Annotated in this window: 16 protein-coding genes; 4 read left to right on the top strand and 12 right to left on the bottom strand. The window is 66.7% G+C overall.

The window, feature by feature from the left end; genetic code table 11:
* Nucleotides 1-2: 2 nt before the first annotated feature.
* From greA to dapB, 4 genes are all read right to left on the bottom strand, one after another.
* Nucleotides 3-467, bottom strand: a complete 465-nt coding sequence (gene greA, locus AC3IRM_RS07960; RefSeq protein ID WP_310233895.1) for a transcription elongation factor GreA — start codon at nucleotides 465-467, stop codon at nucleotides 3-5.
* A gap of 25 nt (nucleotides 468-492) precedes the next feature.
* Nucleotides 493-3,762, bottom strand: a complete 3,270-nt coding sequence (carB, locus tag AC3IRM_RS07955; RefSeq protein ID WP_489205657.1) for a carbamoyl-phosphate synthase large subunit — start codon at nucleotides 3,760-3,762, stop codon at nucleotides 493-495.
* A gap of 1 nt (nucleotide 3,763) precedes the next feature.
* Nucleotides 3,764-4,903 carry a glutamine-hydrolyzing carbamoyl-phosphate synthase small subunit gene (gene carA / locus AC3IRM_RS07950; RefSeq protein ID WP_489205656.1) on the bottom strand — a complete coding sequence of 380 codons (1,140 nt, stop codon included), beginning with the start codon at nucleotides 4,901-4,903 and terminating at the stop codon, nucleotides 3,764-3,766.
* Nucleotides 4,904-5,053: 150 nt separating this feature from the next.
* The gene (gene dapB / locus AC3IRM_RS07945) at nucleotides 5,054-5,779 is read right to left on the bottom strand and encodes a 4-hydroxy-tetrahydrodipicolinate reductase (protein ID WP_489205655.1); all 726 of its coding nucleotides are present in this window, start codon (nucleotides 5,777-5,779) and stop codon (nucleotides 5,054-5,056) included.
* Between the two features lie 204 nt (nucleotides 5,780-5,983).
* Here dapB and AC3IRM_RS07940 point away from each other — a divergent pair, with 204 nt between their 5' ends.
* Entirely contained in the window at nucleotides 5,984-6,145 is a 162-nt protein-coding gene (locus AC3IRM_RS07940; protein ID WP_489205654.1) for a hypothetical protein, read from the top strand.
* Between the two features lie 1,118 nt (nucleotides 6,146-7,263).
* On the opposite strand, the gene dnaJ is transcribed toward AC3IRM_RS07940, so the two are convergent.
* The 4 genes from dnaJ to hrcA all read right to left on the bottom strand — a co-directional run bounded on the left by dnaJ (nucleotide 7,264) and on the right by hrcA (nucleotide 12,227).
* A complete protein-coding gene (dnaJ, locus tag AC3IRM_RS07935; RefSeq protein ID WP_489205653.1) occupies nucleotides 7,264-8,400 on the bottom strand; it encodes a molecular chaperone DnaJ in 1,137 nt (378 codons plus the stop codon).
* Nucleotides 8,401-8,539: 139 nt separating this feature from the next.
* The gene (gene dnaK / locus AC3IRM_RS07930; protein WP_489205652.1) at nucleotides 8,540-10,456 is read right to left on the bottom strand and encodes a molecular chaperone DnaK; all 1,917 of its coding nucleotides are present in this window, start codon (nucleotides 10,454-10,456) and stop codon (nucleotides 8,540-8,542) included.
* Nucleotides 10,457-10,591: 135 nt separating this feature from the next.
* Nucleotides 10,592-11,122 carry a nucleotide exchange factor GrpE gene (grpE, locus tag AC3IRM_RS07925; protein WP_489205651.1) on the bottom strand — a complete coding sequence of 177 codons (531 nt, stop codon included), beginning with the start codon at nucleotides 11,120-11,122 and terminating at the stop codon, nucleotides 10,592-10,594.
* A gap of 64 nt (nucleotides 11,123-11,186) precedes the next feature.
* On the bottom strand, nucleotides 11,187-12,227 hold the full coding sequence (gene hrcA, locus AC3IRM_RS07920; RefSeq protein WP_489205650.1) for a heat-inducible transcriptional repressor HrcA: 1,041 nt from the start codon (nucleotides 12,225-12,227) through the stop codon (nucleotides 11,187-11,189).
* A 146-nt stretch (nucleotides 12,228-12,373) separates the two neighbouring features.
* On the opposite strand from hrcA, the gene recN reads away from it, so the two are divergent.
* Nucleotides 12,374-14,041, top strand: a complete 1,668-nt coding sequence (recN, locus tag AC3IRM_RS07915; RefSeq protein ID WP_489205649.1) for a DNA repair protein RecN — start codon at nucleotides 12,374-12,376, stop codon at nucleotides 14,039-14,041.
* Nucleotides 14,042-14,168: 127 nt separating this feature from the next.
* Here recN and fur read toward each other — a convergent pair whose 3' ends face one another.
* Nucleotides 14,169-14,573 (bottom strand): ferric iron uptake transcriptional regulator, encoded by a 405-nt coding sequence (fur, locus tag AC3IRM_RS07910; protein ID WP_489205648.1) that lies wholly within the window; start codon nucleotides 14,571-14,573, stop codon nucleotides 14,169-14,171.
* A gap of 119 nt (nucleotides 14,574-14,692) precedes the next feature.
* On the opposite strand from fur, the gene AC3IRM_RS07905 reads away from it, so the two are divergent.
* Nucleotides 14,693-15,079 (top strand): outer membrane protein assembly factor BamE, encoded by a 387-nt coding sequence (locus AC3IRM_RS07905; protein WP_489205647.1) that lies wholly within the window; start codon nucleotides 14,693-14,695, stop codon nucleotides 15,077-15,079.
* 19 nt (nucleotides 15,080-15,098) lie between these two features.
* On the opposite strand, the gene AC3IRM_RS07900 is transcribed toward AC3IRM_RS07905, so the two are convergent.
* Nucleotides 15,099-15,377, bottom strand: a complete 279-nt coding sequence (locus AC3IRM_RS07900; RefSeq protein WP_489205646.1) for an RnfH family protein — start codon at nucleotides 15,375-15,377, stop codon at nucleotides 15,099-15,101.
* The gene (locus AC3IRM_RS07895; RefSeq protein WP_489205645.1) at nucleotides 15,374-15,808 is read right to left on the bottom strand and encodes a type II toxin-antitoxin system RatA family toxin; all 435 of its coding nucleotides are present in this window, start codon (nucleotides 15,806-15,808) and stop codon (nucleotides 15,374-15,376) included. The genes AC3IRM_RS07900 and AC3IRM_RS07895 overlap by 4 nt, the downstream gene beginning before the upstream one ends.
* 38 nt (nucleotides 15,809-15,846) lie before the next feature.
* On the opposite strand from AC3IRM_RS07895, the gene smpB reads away from it, so the two are divergent.
* Nucleotides 15,847-16,347, top strand: a complete 501-nt coding sequence (smpB, locus tag AC3IRM_RS07890) for an SsrA-binding protein SmpB (protein WP_232135454.1) — start codon at nucleotides 15,847-15,849, stop codon at nucleotides 16,345-16,347.
* A 30-nt stretch (nucleotides 16,348-16,377) separates the two neighbouring features.
* Here the strand turns inward: smpB and AC3IRM_RS07885 are convergent, their stop codons facing one another.
* Nucleotides 16,378-18,537 (bottom strand): CHASE domain-containing protein, encoded by a 2,160-nt coding sequence (locus AC3IRM_RS07885; protein WP_489205644.1) that lies wholly within the window; start codon nucleotides 18,535-18,537, stop codon nucleotides 16,378-16,380.
* Between the last annotated feature and the right edge of the window lie 41 nt (nucleotides 18,538-18,578).

The raw sequence follows: 18,578 nt of genomic DNA, 5'->3' as shown, positions 1-18,578 counted from the left end.
GCTCAGCCGAGGTACTCGACGCTGATGATGTCGTACTCGCGCGAGCCGCCGGGCGCGTCGATGCTGACGCTGTCGCCCTCGTGCTTGCCGATCATCGCGCGGGCCACGGGCGATGAGATCGCGATCAGACCTTTCTTGATGTCCGCTTCGAGGTCGCCAACGATCTGGTAGCGCTTCTCTTCGTCGGTCTCGGTATCGGCGATGACGACCGTCGCGCCGAACACCACCTTGTCGCCGGCATTGAGCTTGGCGACGTCGATCAGGTCGGCATGCGACAGCTCACCTTCGAGCTGCTTGATACGGCCTTCGATGAAGCTCTGCTGCTCGCGCGCGGCGTGGTACTCGGCGTTCTCCTTGAGATCGCCGTGTGCACGCGCTTCGGAGATCGCCTCGATCACCGCCGGACGCTTGACCGACTTCAGTTCTTCGAGCTCTTCGCGCAGGCGCTGGGCGCCGCGCATGGTCATGGGTGCGCGCATGGGCGTGCCTCCGTCAGTGTGTGGTGGTGGCTGCCGCGCTGCCCTTGAGCCGCGCGTGCAGTTCCTGCAATGCCCAGACCGGGCCGGTGCCGCGGAATTCCAGAGAATGCAGCAGGGCCTTGGCACCGGCAACGGTGGTCGAGTACGTCACCCGGTGCTGCAGGGCTTCGCGACGGATCGAGAACGAGTCGGCGATCGCCTGCTTGCCCTCGGTCGTGTTGACGATGTACGCGATCTCGCCGTTCTTGATCAGATCGACGACATGCGGTCGGCCTTCGACGACCTTGTTGATCTGTTCGCACGCGATGTCGTGCTCGCGCAGCCATTTGGACGTGCCGGCGGTGGCGACGATGGTGTAGCCGCGCGCGATGATGTCGCGGGCGACGGGCAGCACGCGCTTCTTGTCGGGATCGCGCACGGACACGAACACCTTGCCGCTGGTCGGCGGCGTCTTGATGCTCGCCGCCTCCTGCGCACGCGCGAATGCTGCGCCGAAACTCTCGCCGACACCCATGACCTCACCGGTGGAGCGCATCTCCGGCCCGAGGATCGGATCGACGCCCTGGAACTTGGCGAACGGGAAGATCGCTTCCTTGACCGAGTAGTACTCGGGCACGATTTCGCTGGTCGCGCCCTGCTCGGCCAGCGTCTTGCCGGCCATGCAGCGCGCCGCGATCTTGGCCAACGGAATGCCGATCGCCTTGGACACGAATGGCACCGTGCGCGAGGCACGCGGGTTCACTTCCAGCAGGAAGATCGTATCCACGCCGTCGTCGTCGGTCTGCACCGCGAACTGGGTGTTCATCAGGCCGATCACTTTGAGCTTGCGCGCCAATGCGACGACCTGCTCACGCAGGCGTGCCTGCACATCCGCCGACAGCGAATACGGCGGCAGCGAGCAGGACGAATCGCCCGAATGCACGCCGGCTTCCTCGATGTGTTCCATGACGCCGCCGATCAGCACGTTGCCGTCCTTGTCGGCGATCACGTCGATGTCGACCTCGACCGCGTTGTCGAGGAAGCGGTCGAGCAGCACCGGCGAATCGTTCGACACCTTGACCGCGTCGCGCATGTAGCGCGCGAGGTCGTTGTCGGCATGCACCACTTCCATCGCACGGCCGCCGAGCACGTAGCTCGGACGCACGACCAGCGGATAGCCGATCTCGCGCGCCAGCACCAGCGCTTCCTCAGGGTTGCGCGCAGTGCGGTTCGGCGGCTGCTTGAGGCCCAGCTCGTCGACCAGCTTCTGGAAGCGCTCGCGGTCTTCGGCCAGATCGATCGAGTCCGGCGAGGTGCCGATGATCGGCACGCCGTTGGCTTCGAGCGCACGTGCGAGCTTGAGTGGGGTCTGGCCGCCGTACTGCACAATCACGCCCTTGGGCTTTTCGACCTCGACGATCTCCAGCACGTCCTCGAGCGTCAGCGGCTCGAAGTACAGACGGTCGGAGGTGTCGTAATCGGTGGACACGGTTTCCGGGTTGCAGTTGACCATGATGGTCTCGTAGCCGTCGTCGCGCAGCGCGAGCGCGGCGTGCACGCAGCAGTAATCGAACTCGATGCCCTGGCCGATGCGGTTGGGACCGCCGCCGAGGATCATGATCTTGTCGCGGCCCGTCGGCTGCGCCTCGCACTCGTCCTCGTAGGTCGAGTACAGGTACGCGGTGTCGGTCGAGAATTCGGCCGCGCAGGAGTCCACACGCTTGTAGACCGGACGCACACCGAATGCACGGCGCAGTGCACGGATCGCCTGCTCGTCGGTGCCCAGCAGCTGCGACAAACGCGCATCCGAGAAGCCCATGCGCTTGAGCGCACGCACGCGGGCCTTGTCGAGCGCATCGATGCCGGCAGCGGCGACTTCCGCCTCGGTCGTGATCAGTTCTTCGATCTGGTCGAGGAACCAGTGATCGACATACGACAGCGCGTAGACGTCCTCGACCGAGAGGCCGGCGCGGAACGCATCGGCCAGATAGAACAGACGTTCGGGGCCCGGCTCACGCACTTCGCGGCGCAGGGTCGCCATATCGTCTTCGTCGGTCAGGTCCAGACCGGTGGGGTCGAAGCCGACCTTGCCGGTTTCCAGGCCGCGCAGCGCCTTCTGCATCGATTCCTGGAACGTGCGACCCATCGCCATGACCTCGCCGACCGACTTCATCTGCGTGGTCAGGCGCGCATCGGCCTGCGGGAACTTCTCGAATGCGAAGCGCGGAATCTTGGTGACCACGTAGTCGATCGCCGGCTCGAAAGAAGCCGGCGTCTTGCCGCCGGTGATCTCGTTCTTGAGTTCGTCGAGCGTGTAGCCGACCGCGAGCTTGGCCGCGACCTTGGCGATCGGGAAACCGGTCGCCTTCGATGCCAGCGCGGAGGAGCGCGACACGCGCGGATTCATCTCGATGACGACCACGCGGCCGTCCTTCGGATTGATGCCGAACTGCACGTTCGAGCCGCCGGTGTCGACGCCGATCTTGCGCAGCACCGCGACCGATGCATTGCGCAGGCGCTGGTATTCCTTGTCGGTCAGCGTCTGCGCCGGCGCGACGGTGATCGAGTCACCGGTATGTACACCCATCGGATCGAGGTTCTCGATCGAGCAGACGATGATGCAGTTATCCGCGGTGTCGCGGACCACTTCCATCTCGAATTCCTTCCAGCCCAGCACCGATTCCTCGACCAGCACTTCGGTCGTCGGCGACAGCTCGAGACCGCGGGTCACGATGTCGACCAGCTCTTCGCGGTTGTAGGCGATGCCGCCGCCCGAACCGCCGAGGGTAAAGCTCGGGCGGATGATCGTCGGATAGCCGACGCGCGTCTGGATGTCGATCGCTTCCTCGAGCGTGTGCGCCACTTCGGCGCGCGGGCATTCGAGATCGATCTCGCCCATCGCCACGCGGAACAGTTCGCGGTCTTCGGCCATGCGGATCGCTTCGCGCTTGGCGCCGATCAGCTCGACGTTGTACTTCTCGAGCACGCCGTGATCGGCGAGATCGAGCGCGCAGTTGAGCGCGGTCTGGCCGCCCATCGTCGGCAGCAGCGCGTCGGGCTTTTCCTTAGCGATGATCTTCTCGACCGTCTGCCAGTTGATCGGCTCGATGTAGACCGCGTCGGCCATGTCCGGGTCGGTCATGATCGTCGCGGGATTGCTGTTGACCAGCACCACGCGATAGCCCTCGTCACGCAGCGCCTTGCATGCCTGCGCGCCGGAGTAGTCGAACTCGCAGGCCTGGCCGATGACGATCGGGCCGGCGCCGATGATGAGGATGGTCTGGATATCAGTGCGCTTCGGCATGTCAGCGGCTCCCGGCGTTCTTGTTGTGCTGCATGGACGCGACGAACCGATCGAACAGCGGCGCGACATCGTGGGGACCGGGCGAGGCTTCCGGGTGGCCCTGGAAGCTGAAGGCAGGCGCGTCGGTGAGCTCGATACCCTGGTTGGTGCCATCGAACAGCGAACGATGCGTCACGCGCACGTTGGCCGGCAGCGAGGCCTCGTCGACGGCGAAGCCGTGATTCTGCGAGGTGATCAGCACCTTGCCCGAATCCAGGTCCTGCACCGGATGGTTCGCACCGTGGTGGCCGTGCGGCATCTTCAGCGTCTTCGCGCCGGCGGCGAGCGCCAGCAGCTGGTGGCCGAGGCAGATGCCGAAGGTCGGCATCTGCTTCTCGATCAACACCCGGATCGCCTCGATCGCGTAATCGCAGGGTTCCGGATCGCCGGGGCCGTTGGACAGGAATACGCCGTCGGGCTCGAGCGCGAGCACATCGGCGACAGGCGTCTGCGCCGGCACCACCGTCAACTCGCAACCGCGCTCGGCCAGCATGCGCAGGATGTTGGTCTTCACGCCGTAGTCGTAGGCCACGACCTTGAACCTGGCAGGCGCGGTAACGAAGGCATTGCTGTCGAGATCGAGCTGACCATCGGTCCAGCCATAGCGCTCGGTCGTACTGACCACCTTCGCCAGATCCATGCCCTTGAGGCCCGGGAACTTGCGCGCGGCCTCCAATGCCTGTTCGACATCCACCTCGCCCGCCATCACCGCACCGTTCATCGACCCGCGGTCGCGCAGCAGACGCGTCAGCTTGCGGGTGTCGATCTCGGAAATCGCGACGATGCCGCGCGCGCGCAGCCATTCGGGCAGCGACACCTGGCTGCGCCAGCTGCTCGGGCGGCGTGGCACGTTGCGCACGATCAGGCCAGCGGACCAGATCTTCGACGCTTCGTCGTCCTGGTCGGTGCATCCGGTGTTGCCGATATGCGGATAGGTCAGCGTCACCAGCTGGCGCGCGTACGAGGGATCGCTCAGCACTTCCTGGTAGCCGGTCATCGCGGTGTTGAACACCACTTCGCCGACGGAAAGCCCGGGGGCGCCCACGGAAACGCCCTCGAATACGGTGCCGTCTTCAAGGACGAGGATTGCGGAATCTGTCACGAGGTCTTCGCCTACGTCAGGTTGCAGGAAACCGCCAGAGCGGTGGAAACCGGTCCGGAGGTTTGGGGTTCAGGCGAGCGGGAATTGTACCGATGCACCCCGCCCCGCGCCAGCGATGTGACGGGTGCGTTCATCGATGCACCGCTCGGATCAGGCGACAGCAGCGCCCAACAGGTCTGCGATGGCGTATCGACGCGGCGATCGGCCGGCCAGGCGCGCCGCCACGTGCAGCGCGCCGCTGGCGAAGATGTCGCGGTTCGTCGCCCGATGCACCAGTTCGATGCGCTCGCCATGGCTGGTGAACTGCACCAGATGCTCGCCGACGATGTCGCCGGCGCGGATCGATGCGTAATGCGGTGTCGCACCCTGCCCGGCCGCGGCTTCGCCCAGCGTCAGCGCGGTGCCGGATGGCGCATCGAGCTTGCGTGTGTGGTGCGATTCGACGATGTCGCAGTCCCAGCCCGGCAGCACCGCCGCCGCGCGTGCAACGAGATCCTGCAGCACTGCGACGCCGAGACTGAAGTTCGACGCCCAGAGCACCGGAATCGTCGCCGAGGCTGCCTCGAGTGCGCCGCGCTGCATGTCGTCGAGGCCGGTCGTACCCGACACCAGCCCCGCGCCGCGCTTGATGCACAGCGCGAGCAGCGGATCGAAACCGCCCGGCAGGCTGAAATCGATGGCGACATCGAAGGTGGGCGCACCGCCGAGCTCCGACGCACCGAAGTACGGCACGCCGTCGATCACTCGCTGCTTCGGTGCACGCCCCGAGACCGCCGCAACGATGTGAACATCCTCGCGCCCCGCCGCCAGCCGCAACAGCGCCTGGCCCATTCGACCGGACGCGCCATGCACGAGGATCCGCGGCCGAGCACTCATGGCTGCAGCGCCATCGAACGGATGCGACACGCGGAATGGGGGGCGACGGAAGAGGCGCAAAGCGGGCGAAGGATGTTCATGCCCGCATTCTAGCGGCGCGTCCGTCGACGGAAAGGAGGCGCGTGCAGGATTCCGGCGCGGACGCCATCGCCCTCAAGGCGCGCTCCGACGGTCTGCTGCGTAACGTCGACGCTGGCGCCGCCGGTGGCCGTGTTCGACGACATCGCCGCGAACACGCCACTGCGCAGCGTGACCACACCGCCCGACTTCGCAGACGCGGACGCGGTGCTGGGCTTCGCCTGGCCCAGGCCGCGCGTGGTCACCGGACAGACCCCCATCGTCGACGGCGGGCGCGTACGCGACTGAGTGTTCCATCCGCACCACTGTCGACCCGGATCCTGGCGCGCGCCCCAGCGGATACGGATCGCGCTGCGCGGGTCAAGCGGCATACCGAGGCGACTTCGGCGCGCTGATCAAAAGATGACCAGCGTTTTGCGCGCCGCTTCGCAGGCCGCATCGCGTCGCTTACCCACAGACTTGTCATCGAATGATCCACAAGCGCTGTGGATGACCGGCGGGCTAGCCGGTCGTCGCGGGTCGGTCAAGCCCGACTGCACTCCGCGACCGCTCGAGTGCTGACTGCATGCCGGTCCCGGGCATCGCGATGCGGTGACGCGTGCGCGGATCAGGCATCGACTCCGCGCATCTGCGGGGAGGGGGCGACACAATCCCCTTTCGCTTCGAGGGCCATCGCAGCGCGGCGCGCGGTGCTCGTCCACAACTCCGTCGTCAGGCGATCCACATGCGCTGTGGAAAACCGCGTCGCGGTGCCTCGGATGCGCGCGGGTCAATCGCCTCGAAGGGCCTGCACCCGGCAGTGATTCCCGACCGCCTCCGATGTCATTCGGCTCGAAGTGCCAGCGCCACCCATTCGCGGAGTACCCGGATCGACGACGCGATCGCCAGCATCCAGGAGACACGCCACTGCACCGACACGTGCGCAGGTCAAGCACGCAAACGGCCCCTCGGCCCGCGCCTGACCAGAAAATCACCACGATTTTCGCGCCCCTATACGGCGCCGTTCCACACGCTTATCCACACCTTGACCCACAGTCCATCCACACCCCATGTGGACAGCGCGCCGGCTAGGCGCATCCAGGGCGGACGTCAAGCGTTTTTCCGCAGCAATGCGGCACAAAGCCCGCCACGGCGGGCATCGTGCAGAACGGACATCCGGCCGGTCCCGCGTGCCCGACGTCACAGTGGCGACTCAATGACCAGCGCGCATCGGCCCAGTGCAAACGCGCACTTAACCTGCTTATCCACAGCTTTGTGGACAGTTGATCCACACCTTCTGTGGATCACCGGGGCGGATGCGCGGCATCGCGCGAACGCTGCCTCCACCCTCTACAAGCGGGATTCAACCCCACACACGACGACGCCCGGCACTGGGCCGGGCGTGTCGGTCGAACGGTCGCGGAGATTCAGGAGGTCATGCGGTCCCAGAAGCCCTTCACGCCGTCGATGAACGTGCTGGACTTGGGCGAGTGCCGGTGCGCGTTCTCACCGGTGAAGGTGGTCTCGAACTGGGCCAGCAGCTCGCGCTGCTCCTTCGTCAGATTGACCGGCGTCTCGACGACGACCTTGCAGTACAGGTCGCCCGGGCTGCGGCTGCGCACCGACTTGACGCCCTTGTCGCGCAGACGGAACACCTTGCCGGTCTGCGTCTCGGCCGGCACGCGGATCTCCGCTTCGCCGCCGAGCGTGGGCACGCGCACGATGTCGCCCAGCGCGGCCTGCGAGATCCGCACCGGCACTTCGCAATGCAGGTCGTCGCCGTCACGCTGGAAGATCGCATGCGGACGTACCCGGACTTCGACATACAGGTCGCCCGGCGGCGAACCGGACGGACCGGCCTCGCCTTCGCCGGCGAGACGGATGCGGTCACCCGTGTCGACGCCCGCAGGCACCTTCACCGACAGCACCTTCTCTTCCTCGACGCGACCCGCACCGTGGCAGGTCTTGCAGGGGTTGGCGATGATCTGGCCCTGGCCACCGCAATGCGGGCACGCCTGCTGCATCGTGAAAATGCCGCGCTGCATGCGCACCTGGCCGCGGCCGGCGCAGGTCGAACAGGTTTCGCGCTTGCCGTCTTCCGAACCACTGCCGTCGCAATCATCGCAACCAGCGAGCGTCGGCAGTTCGACGCGTTTCTCCACGCCGCCGACCGCCTCTTCGAGATCGAGCTCCATGACGTAGCCGATGTCGGCGCCACGACGCGGACCGCCGCGACCACCGCCACCTCCGAAGATGTTGCCGAAGATGTCGCCGAAGATGTCGCCCATGTCGGCGCCACCGCCGAAGCCCGGCCCGGCGTTGCCGCCGCCCATGCCGTGTTCGAACGCGGCATGCCCGTGCTGGTCGTACATGCGCCGCTTGCCGCCGTCCGACAGGACCTCGTAGGCCTCCTTGCACTCCTTGAACGCAGCCTCGGCACTCGCGTCGCCGGGGTTGCGGTCAGGGTGGTGCTTCATCGCGCAACGGCGATAGGCCTTCTTCAGTTCGTCCTCGGTCGCGCTGCGGGTGACGCCCAGCACTTCGTAGTAATCGCGTTTGCTCATGGAAAACCGGTCGCAGGGACCGTCGTGGCGACGGTCTCGTTAAAAACGGAAACCGGTCGCCCGACCCCGCGACGCAGAAGGCGCACGCGATGCCGGGGTTCCGGCCGAAACGCCGCGGCAGGGCCGCGGCGGTACCGACTTACTTCTTCTCGTCGTCCTTGACCTCGGTGAACTCGGCATCGACGACGTCGTCGGACTTCGGCGCATCGCCCGAAGCCGCACCTGCGTCGCCCTGGCCCGCCGCGCCGGCGGCTGCGAACAGCTGCTGGGCGACTTCCTCGAGGTGCTTGGACTTGGCTTCGATCTGCGCCTTGTCGTCGCCCTTCATCGCGGTCTCGACTTCGGCGATCGCCGACTCCGCATTGCCGATCACGTCGCCCGGCACCTTGTCGCCGTTGTCCTTGATCGCGGTGCGCGTGGCGTGCACCAGCGCATCGGCCTGGTTGCGCGCGCCGACGAGCTCCTGGAACTTCTTGTCGTCTTCGCGATGCGCTTCGGCGTCGGCGACCATCCGGGCGATCTCGTCGTCCGACAGGCCCGAGCCGGCCTTGATCTCGACCTTCTGTTCCTTGTTGGTCTTCTTGTCCTTGGCCGACACGTGCAGGATGCCGTTGGCGTCGATGTCGAACGACACCTCGACCTGCGGCATGCCGCGCGGCGCGGCGTCGATGCCGGTCAGGTCGAAGCGGGCCAGCGACTTGTTGAAGCGGGCCTGTTCGCGCTCGCCCTGCAGCACGTGCACGGTCACGGCCGACTGGTTGTCGTCGGCGGTGGAGAACGTCTGCGAGGCCTTGGTCGGGATCGTGGTGTTCTTCTCGATGATCTTGGTAAACACGCCGCCCAGCGTCTCGATGCCGAGGCTCAGCGGGGTCACGTCGAGCAGCAGCACGTCCTTGACGTCACCGGCCAGCACGCCGCCCTGCACCGCCGCGCCGATCGCCACGGCCTCGTCGGGGTTCACGTCCTTGCGCGGTTCCTTGCCGAAGAACTCGGCGACCGCCGCCTGCACCTTGGGCATGCGGGTCTGGCCACCGACGAGGATCACCTCGTTGATGTCGGATGCGCGCAGGCCGGCGTCGTTGAGCGCGGTGCGGCACGGCTCGATCGTCTTGCGCACCAGTTCCTCGACCAGCGACTCGAGCTTGGCGCGGGTCAGCTTGATGTTGAGGTGCTTCGGACCCGAGGCATCGGCAGTCACGTACGGCAGGTTGACCTCGGTCTGCTGCGAGCTGGACAGCTCGATCTTGGCGCGCTCGGCCGCATCCTTCAGGCGCTGCAGCGCCAGCGGATCCTTGCGCAGGTCGATGCCCTGGTCCTTGTTGAACTCGTCGACGAGGTAATCGATGACGCGGGCGTCGAAGTCTTCGCCGCCGAGGAAGGTGTCGCCGTTGGTGGCCAGCACTTCGAACTGCTTCTCGCCGTCGACTTCCGCGATCTCGATGATCGACACGTCGAACGTACCGCCGCCGAGGTCGTACACGGCGATCTTGCGGTCGCCGCCGGACTTGTCGAGGCCGTAGGCCAGCGCGGCCGCGGTCGGCTCGTTGATGATGCGCTTCACGTCGAGACCGGCGATGCGGCCGGCGTCCTTGGTCGCCTGGCGCTGGCTGTCATTGAAGTAGGCCGGCACCGTGATCACGGCTTCGGTCACCTTCTCGCCCAGGTAATCCTCGGCGGTCTTCTTCATCTTCTCGAGGATGCGCGCGGAGACTTCCTGCGCGGACAGGCGCTTGCCGTCACTGGTGGACACCCAGGCGTCGCCGTTGTCGTGCTCGAGGATCTTGTACGGCACCAGGCCGATGTCCTTCTGGACTTCGCCGTCGGTGAACTTGCGGCCGATCAGGCGCTTCACCGCGAAGAAGGTGTTGTGCGGATTGGTCACAGCCTGGCGCTTGGCCGACGCGCCGACCAGCACCTCGCCGTCCTTGGTGTAGGCGACGACCGACGGCGTCGTGCGATCGCCCTCGCTGTTCTCGATGACCTTGGCCTTGCCGCCGTCCATGATCGCCACGCACGAGTTCGTCGTGCCGAGGTCGATGCCGATGATCTTTGCCATTGCGGTGCTTCCTCTAAGAGATTTGTGTCTGGGTGACGGCCGGTGCCGTCGATGACCGTGATCTGGGGACACGCAACACAGCGTTCAAGCGGTGTGACGTATCGGAATTCGCGATCGGGCCGGAGCCCGTGGCGTTCAGTCAGCCTTGGCGACGACGACCATGGCCGGGCGCAGCAGGCGCTCGTTGAGCAGATAGCCCTTCTGGAACACCTGGGCCACTGCGCCCGGCGGCACGCCCGGCACCTCGACGATGCTCATCGCCTGGTGCTGCTCGGGGTTGAAGGGGTCGCCCGGCGCCGGCGCCAGCGTGGTCAGACCGGCCGACTCGGTCGCCTTGGTCAGCTCGCGCAGGGTCAGTTCGACGCCGCTGCGCAGCGGATCGGCGTCGGTCGCGTTGGCGAGGCCCGCTTCCAGCGCATCGAACACCGGCACCAGCGCGGACAGCAGGCGCTCGTTGGCGAAGCGGCGCGCGCTTTCGACCTCGCGGGCCAGGCGCTTGCGCTGGTTCTCGAGATCGGCGCGCTCCAGCAGGACCTGCGCGCGAAGCTGCTCGAGCTCGGCGCTCAGAAGTTCCACCTGCTCGGCGAGCTGCTGCTCGACCGAAACCTCGGCGGCCTCGTCTTCAGGGAGATTCGGGGTCTGGGCATCGTGTTGGGGCTGGGTCATGTCCGGTTCCGGGGCGGGCGTCTGGCCGCCGACGGCACCAGCTATGGGGCCGCGTCCCCGCGATTCAAGGCTCGGGATGGAGCGCTGCGCCCAGCACGCTCGCCGTCGCCTGCACCACCGGGATGACCCGCTCGTAGGCCATGCGCGTCGGCCCGATCACGCCCAGCACCCCGAGCGTGCGGCCACCGGCGCCGTAGGGCGCGGTCACCAGGGACATGCCTTCCAGCGGCGCCAGCCCGGTTTCCTCGCCGATAAAGATGCGCACGCCCGGGGCCCGGATGGTGCGTTCGAGCAGCTGCAGGATCTCGCGCTTGCGGGAAAACGCATCGAAAAGTTCGCGCAGTCGGTCGAGATCCGACAGGTCCTGCACACCGATCAGACGGTTCTGCCCTGCCAGCAACATGTCGTCGTCGCCCGGCACCAGCGCCTGCTCGGCGAGTTCCATCGTATGCGAGAGCAAGGCTTCCATCTCGTCGCGGGCGTGGCGCAGTTCCTCGACCAGTGCCGCGCGGATGTCGCCCAGCGGGCGACCGGCGAACTGCTGGTTGAGATAGTTGGCCACGCGCTCCAGTTCGGAGGTCTCGAAGCTGCGCCGTGTCTGGATGATGCGGTTCTGCACTTCATGGTCGGCGAAGACGATGATCGCCATGACCCGCTGTCCGTCCAGCGGCACGAAGTCGATATGCCGGAACGCCAGCTGTTCACGCCGCGGCACCGACACCACGCCGACGAAATGCGTCATCGCCGACATCAGTTCCGACGCGCTGCCCAGCAACGACTGCTGACCGCCGCCGCCCAGCTCGCCGCGCAGCCGCTCCATTTCCTGTGCGCGCAACGGCTTGACCTGCAGCAGCGAGTCGACGAACACGCGGTAGCCCTGCGCCGTCGGCACGCGGCCGGCCGAGGTGTGCGGCGAGGCCAGCAGGCCGGCTTCCTCCAGGTCGGAGAGGATGTTGCGGATCGTCGCGGCACTGACATCGAGGCCCGCATGCCGGGCCAGGGTCTGCGATCCGACCGGCCCCCCATCCTGGATATGCCTCGCGATCAACGTGCGCAGCAGGTGCCTGGCGCGCGGATCGAGCGGATGGCGGGGATCGGATGACATGCGGGCGGTATACGGTGCGCCTACCTGCGATGCAAGCGCCGGTGTCTCTAACCGTGAGACGGACGCACGTTATCCAGCGCATCCACGCACGCCGATCCACACGACGATCTACTCGCCCGCAGCGCGCCAAGGCACAATCCGCACCCATGCTGACCCATCTCGCCATCCGCAATTTCGCCGTCGCCAGCCAGTCGGATCTGGAGTTCGGCGCCGGCCTGACCGTCATTTCCGGTGAAACCGGCGCCGGCAAGTCGCTGCTGGTCGATGCGCTGGGCTTCCTGTCGGGCCAGCGCGCCGACAGCGGTATCGTGCGACATGGTGCAGAGCGCGCCGAACTGCATGCCGAATTCGCCCTCGACGATGCCGCGCCAGGACTGCGCTGGCTGCGCGAACACGAACTCGACGACGGTGACACCTGCCAGCTGCGACGCACCTTGCGCGCCGATGGCGGCTCGCGCGCCTGGATCAACGGCCGGCCGGCGACGATCACCCAGCTCGGTGAACTGGCCGGGCATCTGGTCGAGATCCACGGACAGCACGAGCACCAGGCCCTACTCGCCCGCGGCAGCCAGCTCGCGCTGCTCGATGCGCAGGCCGGCAACGGCGCGCTGCTGGCCGAAGTCCGCGCGACCGCGCAGGCCTGGCGCGCACTGCACGAGGAACGCGACGCGCTGGTCGGCATCGGCGACGTCGCCGAGCGCCGCGACTGGCTGCGCCACCAGCTCGACGAGCTCGATGGCGAAGCGCTCGCCGCCGACGCGGTGGCCGATCTGTTCGCGAGCCATCGCCGGCACGCGAACGCCGCCGGCCTGATCCAGACCTGCGACACCGCGCTCGAGCGTATGCGCGGCGACGACGATCTCGGACTGCCGCAGGCGCTGCAGACGCTGCGCCACGAGCTGGCGCGGATGCGCGCGCATGAGCCGCGGCTGGGCGAGGTGGACGCGATGCTCGACGCCGCCGCGATCCAGCTCGACGAAGCCACACTGCTGCTTGGGCAGGTCCGCGACGATCTGGATATTGATCCCGAACAACTCGAAACACTGGAACAGCGCCTCGGCCGGCTCCACGAACTCGCGCGCAAGCATCGCGTGACGCCGGAAGAACTCGTCGATGTGCAGACGCGCCTCGCAGGCGAGCTCGACCAGCTCGACGGCGCCGGGGAACGCCTCAAGCAGCTCGACGGCGAGATCGAAGCCGCGATGGGCCGCTGGCGCACCGCCGCCGATCGTCTCGGCGCGGCACGCCGCAAGGCGGCCAAGGCGCTGTCGAAGGCGACCACCGCGCTGATCCACGAGCTCGGCATGGGCGGCGGCGTGTTCGAGGTGGCGATCGAACCGGTCGAGACCTCGCGGCCCGATCCACAGGGCGCGGAGCGCGTGGAATTCATGGTGTCGGCCAACGCCGGGCAACCGCCGCGTGCGCTCCGCAAGGTGGCCTCGGGCGGCGAGCTGTCCCGCATCTCGCTGGCGATCGAAGTCGCTGCGCTTGGCCACGACGCGGTGCCGACGATGGTGTTCGACGAAGTGGATTCCGGCATCGGCGGCGCGGTCGCCGATATCGTCGGCCGCAAGCTGCGCGCACTGGGCGAAAGCAGGCAGGTGCTGTGCGTGACCCATCTGCCGCAGGTGGCCTCGAAGGGCCACACGCATTACCGCGTGCACAAGTCCAGCGCCGACGGTGCGACCGAGAGCCAGGTCAGCCTGCTCGATACCGGCGAGCGCACCGAGGAACTCGCGCGCATGCTCGGCGGTGTCGACGTCAGCAAGGAGGCGCGCGCTGCCGCCCGCAAACTGCTGCAGGGCATGGTCTGAGGGAATGGGCCGCTAGACGGCCTTCTGCGCCTGCAGTCGATCTGGAATCCGGATACAGGACGCGCCGATGCGCGCGTCCGTCTGTCACCAAGCACCGTGCGCGGCGCGTGATCCGATTCGCGGCGCGTCAGCGCTTCTTGCGGACGTACAGCACCAGCGAATGTTCTTCGAGGATGTAGCCGTACTGTTCTGCGATCTGCCGCTGCAGGGCTTCGATCTCATCGCTTTCGAACTCGATGATCTTGCCGGTATCCACGTCGACCATGTGGTCGTGATGGCCGCCGCGATCGAGCTCATAAACGGCGTGCCCGCCCTCGAAGTTGTGCTTGAGTACGAGACCGGCGGCCTCAAACTGGGTCAAAACGCGGTACACCGTGGCCAGGCCGATCTCATCGCCCTGCTCGAGCAACTGGCGGTAGATGTCCTCGGCCGTCAGGTGCTGGCGCGGCGTGCGCTGCTCGAGCAACTGCAGGATCCGCATCCGCGGATGGGTGACTTTCAGTCCGGCCTTGCGCAGGTCGAGCGATTCCATGGTGTCTCCGAATACAGGCAGGCATGCCACTGGGGGTTGAACGCCAGCTGCCTGGATCGCGGTTGCGGCGTGGCGCGCAGTGTATCATCGGGCGGTCATTCCAGGCCGTCACCCACGACATGCACAAGCTCCTTCTCGTTCCGGTTCTCGCCCTCGCCACCAGCGGTTGCGGCCTGCTGTACAAGCAGCCGATCTACCAGGGCAACCTGATCGATGGTTCCTCGGTCGAGCAGTTGCAGGTCGGCATGGGCAAGGCGCAGGTCGAGGCGCTGCTTGGCACGCCGTCGATCGCCGACCCCTTCCACCACCAGCGCTGGGACTACACCGCGTCGCAGCGTGTGGACCGTCGCGGCCGCACCGAAGTGAAGAACTTCACCGTGTTCTTCGAGAACGACCAGCTCGCACGCTGGGAAGGCGAGTACTTCCCCAAGCGCGACCAGGAGCTGGCTGCAGAGATGCGCAAGTTCGGCAACCTGCCGCGCGAGAAGGGCAACCGGCGCCGTTGATCGTGCGCTGATTGCCGGCTCAGCTTCCGCCGCGGCTCGCAGCCGCGCGGCGGCGGCGCGCATCCTTCGGGTCGATCTTCAGCGCTTCCAGCAGTTCCAGCCGATCGCCGTCGCGCAACAATGTTGCGGGCTGCACCCGCACACCGAATACCGCATATCCAGCGACCGCCTCGAGCGCGGACGGCGCGGTCCCTCGCATGGTTTCGACCGCGTCGGCGACAGTCGCTGGGTCATCCAGCTGCAGCGTCCAGTCGTCGTGGCGCCCGGGCCGGGCCCGCACCACGCGCACCGTTTTCATGCAACCGGCTCGTGTTCGGCGACCCGTACGAAATCGTCGACCATGCGATCGGCCAGTCCTTTGAAACCGATCGTGAGCGCCGGCAGCATCAGGCGGCTCTTGGGTTCGAATTCCAACAGCAGCGTGACCTTGCAGGCACCATCGCCGAGTGTGCGGAACGTCCAGCGGCCGTGCAGCGACTTGAATGGACCGTCGCGCAACTGCATGTCAATGGTATCGGGTGGTGACAGGGTGTTTTCGGTCGTGAACCACGTCCGCAGGGCACCGAGACCGAGATCCAGACGCGCGACCATGCGTGATTCGGTCGCCTCCTGTATCTCCGCGGCATCGCACCAGGCGAAGCGGCGGGGATAGGCGGCGACATCGTTGACCAGCGCGTACATGCGCTCGGCGGGCTGCCCGACGAGGGCACTACGTTCGATCTTGGGCATGACTCGCCTGGGGGACCTGCTTCAGGGACAATGGACGGATGAGCAAGAAAAGCGGCAAGGACAAGGATAAAGCAAACAGCACGGGCACCATCGCGCTGAACAAGCGCGCGCGCCACGAGTACTACTTCGAAGATCGCTTCGAAGCAGGCCTCGCGCTGCAGGGCTGGGAGCTGAAGGCGATCCGCGCGGGCCGCGCGATCATCGGCGAAAGCTATGCGATGGTCCTCAACAACGAACTGTTCCTGATCGGTGCGCAGATCACGCCGCTCAGCCAGGCGTCGTCGCACGTGATCGCCGACCCCCATCGCACGCGCAAGCTGCTGTTGCACCGACGCGAGATCGATACGCTGATCGGCCGGGTACAGCGCGACGGCTACACCGTGGTGCCCACCTCGCTGTACTGGAAGGGCAACAAGGTGAAAGCCGAGGTCGTGCTGGCGAAGGGCAAGCAGAGTCACGACAAGCGCGACGTTGCGCGGGATCGCGACTGGGCCCGCGACAAGCAGCGTGCGATGCGCGCCCACAACAAGAACGCCTGATCGCGTTCCGGACGCGACGGGGCGGCGCGTTCAGAGGCGTTGCGCGGACGAGGCCAGCGTGAACCGGAACGTCGCACCGCCGTCGGGACGTCCTGTGGCAGCGATCGTACCGCCGTGGCGTTCGACGATGCGCCGCACCGACGCAAGACCCACGCCGTGCCCCTTGAACTCGTCGTCGCGGTGGAGTCTCTGGAACGGACGGAACAGCTTGCCCGCATAGTCGGTATTGAACCCTGCCCCGTTGTCTGCGACGTAGAACACGCTGCCCGGCTCGACCCCGAATTCGATCGTCGCGCGCGCCGTATTGGCGGTGAACTTCCAGGCGTTTCCGAGCAGATTTTCGATCAGATTGCGCACCAGCGCAGGATCACCTTCCGCCTGCAGGCCTGGTGCGATGCGTACCGCGACCTCGCGCCCGGGTTCGGTCTGCCGCAATTCGGACAGCACCTCGCCCGCCATGCGGCTGAGGTCGAGCGGCACGCGCTTGAACTCGCCGCGGCTGATCCGGGACATTTTCAACAGCGCGTCGATCAACTCGTCCATCCGCGCCGCCGCGTTGCGCACGCGCGCCAGGTAGTCCTGACCCTGCGCATCGATGACCGCACCATAGCGCTCGGCGAGGATGCGGCCGAATCCGTCGATGCTGCGAAGCGGCGCACGCAGATCGTGGGAGACGATGTAGGCGAATGACTCGAGTTCCTGATTGGCCTGGGTGAGCTCGCGCGTGCGCTGCTCGACGCGTGACTCGAGTGTGCGGTTGAGCGCATGCACCTGGGCCTCTGCGCGCAGGCGCTCGGTCACGTCGTCCACCTGCACCAGTCGCGCGACGTCGCTGCCGTTGTCGCCCGGCATCAGGGTCGAAGCCAGATGCACTTCGCGGATGTCGCCATCGTGACGTCGCAGACGGCGTGTACTGCGGTGCACCCCTTCGCGCAGTGCCTCCATCTCCCGCGTGCGCGACGCGTTGTCGTTGCCGTCCGCGAAGTAGCCGCTGAGCAGCGTGCCGCTCAACGTCGCCTGACTCACACCGGCGATCTCGGCCATCGCGGGATTGCTCTCGAGAATGGCGCCGTTGCGATCGAGCAGCACCATGCCGATCGCCGAGTACTGCATCGCGTTGCGGAAGCGCTGCTCGCTCCGGCGGTAGGAGTCACTCAGCCGATGCGCAAGCGTTTCTGCACGCGACTGGGTTTGCGCCAGCGTCATCACCATGGCGAAAAGCAACAGCGAGGCCACGACACCGGTGATGAGCGTGGCCTGCAGCTCGCGCATTCCTGCCGACGCCAGCGGACCGACGTGCTGGAAGTCGTAGCGCCAGCTGCGTCCATAGAGCTGCTGGGTCACGGTATGGAGCACCTGCGTATCTGCACCGTCGCCCTCGATCCAGCTATCGGATGCGAGCAGCGGCGTTTCCACTCCACCACTGACATCGACGATCCGGAACGCCAGCGCGTGGTCGACCGGAATCATCGAACGGTCGACGAACTCCGCAGTGCGGAACGGGGCATAGACCCAGCCGACCAGGGCGTTCTCGCGCCCCGACCGCGACACCGGCAGACGTGCGGTGCGATAGACCGCTGCAAACAGCAGCACGCCGGCTTGCCCCTCGCTGCCGAACTGCCGAAGGCGCACGGGCGCGCTCAACCTGACTTCGCCGCTGTCGCGTGCCGCGTCCATGGCTGCACGACGCGCGGGATCGCTGTACTGGTCGTAGCCGATGGCCAGCCGGCTGGAGTCGATCTCGGGTTCGAAATAGAGGATCGCGCCGTAATGGGGGCGCACGCCGCGCGGCGTCAGCGTAAACAATCCTTCGCCGGCCGCCCGCTGACGCAACTGCAGCTCCGCCAGGGACTGCGGATCGAGATAGGCGACGTAGCCGATACCCATCATGCCGGGCAGCTGGCGGCGGATATCGAGCCCTTCCACATAGCCACGCCATTGCCTGGCGGTGGGCGTCTCCACGGCAGCGCTGTGCAAGGCGACGCCGCCGCGAAGACTGAGCTCGTACTGCAGCAGACGCTGGCGCACGGCTTCGGCAAGTTGATCGGCATCGGCCACGAAGCTCGCCTCCGCAAGACGGCGTTCGCGCTCGCTCGCGCCGCGCGCATACAGGGCGACCATCAGCAGTGATCCCAGCAGGACGAGACCGGCCAGCACGTGGCTGCGGCGCAGCCGCCAGACGGATTGCACTGGATTGGACGGGGCTGGTGGGTGCGGCGAGGACGCGGCCA

The organism is Luteimonas sp. KH_071 (genome assembly GCF_057838005.1).
Note: the sequence above shows the minus strand (reverse complement) of the source record. Positions and strands in the feature narration are given on the sequence as shown.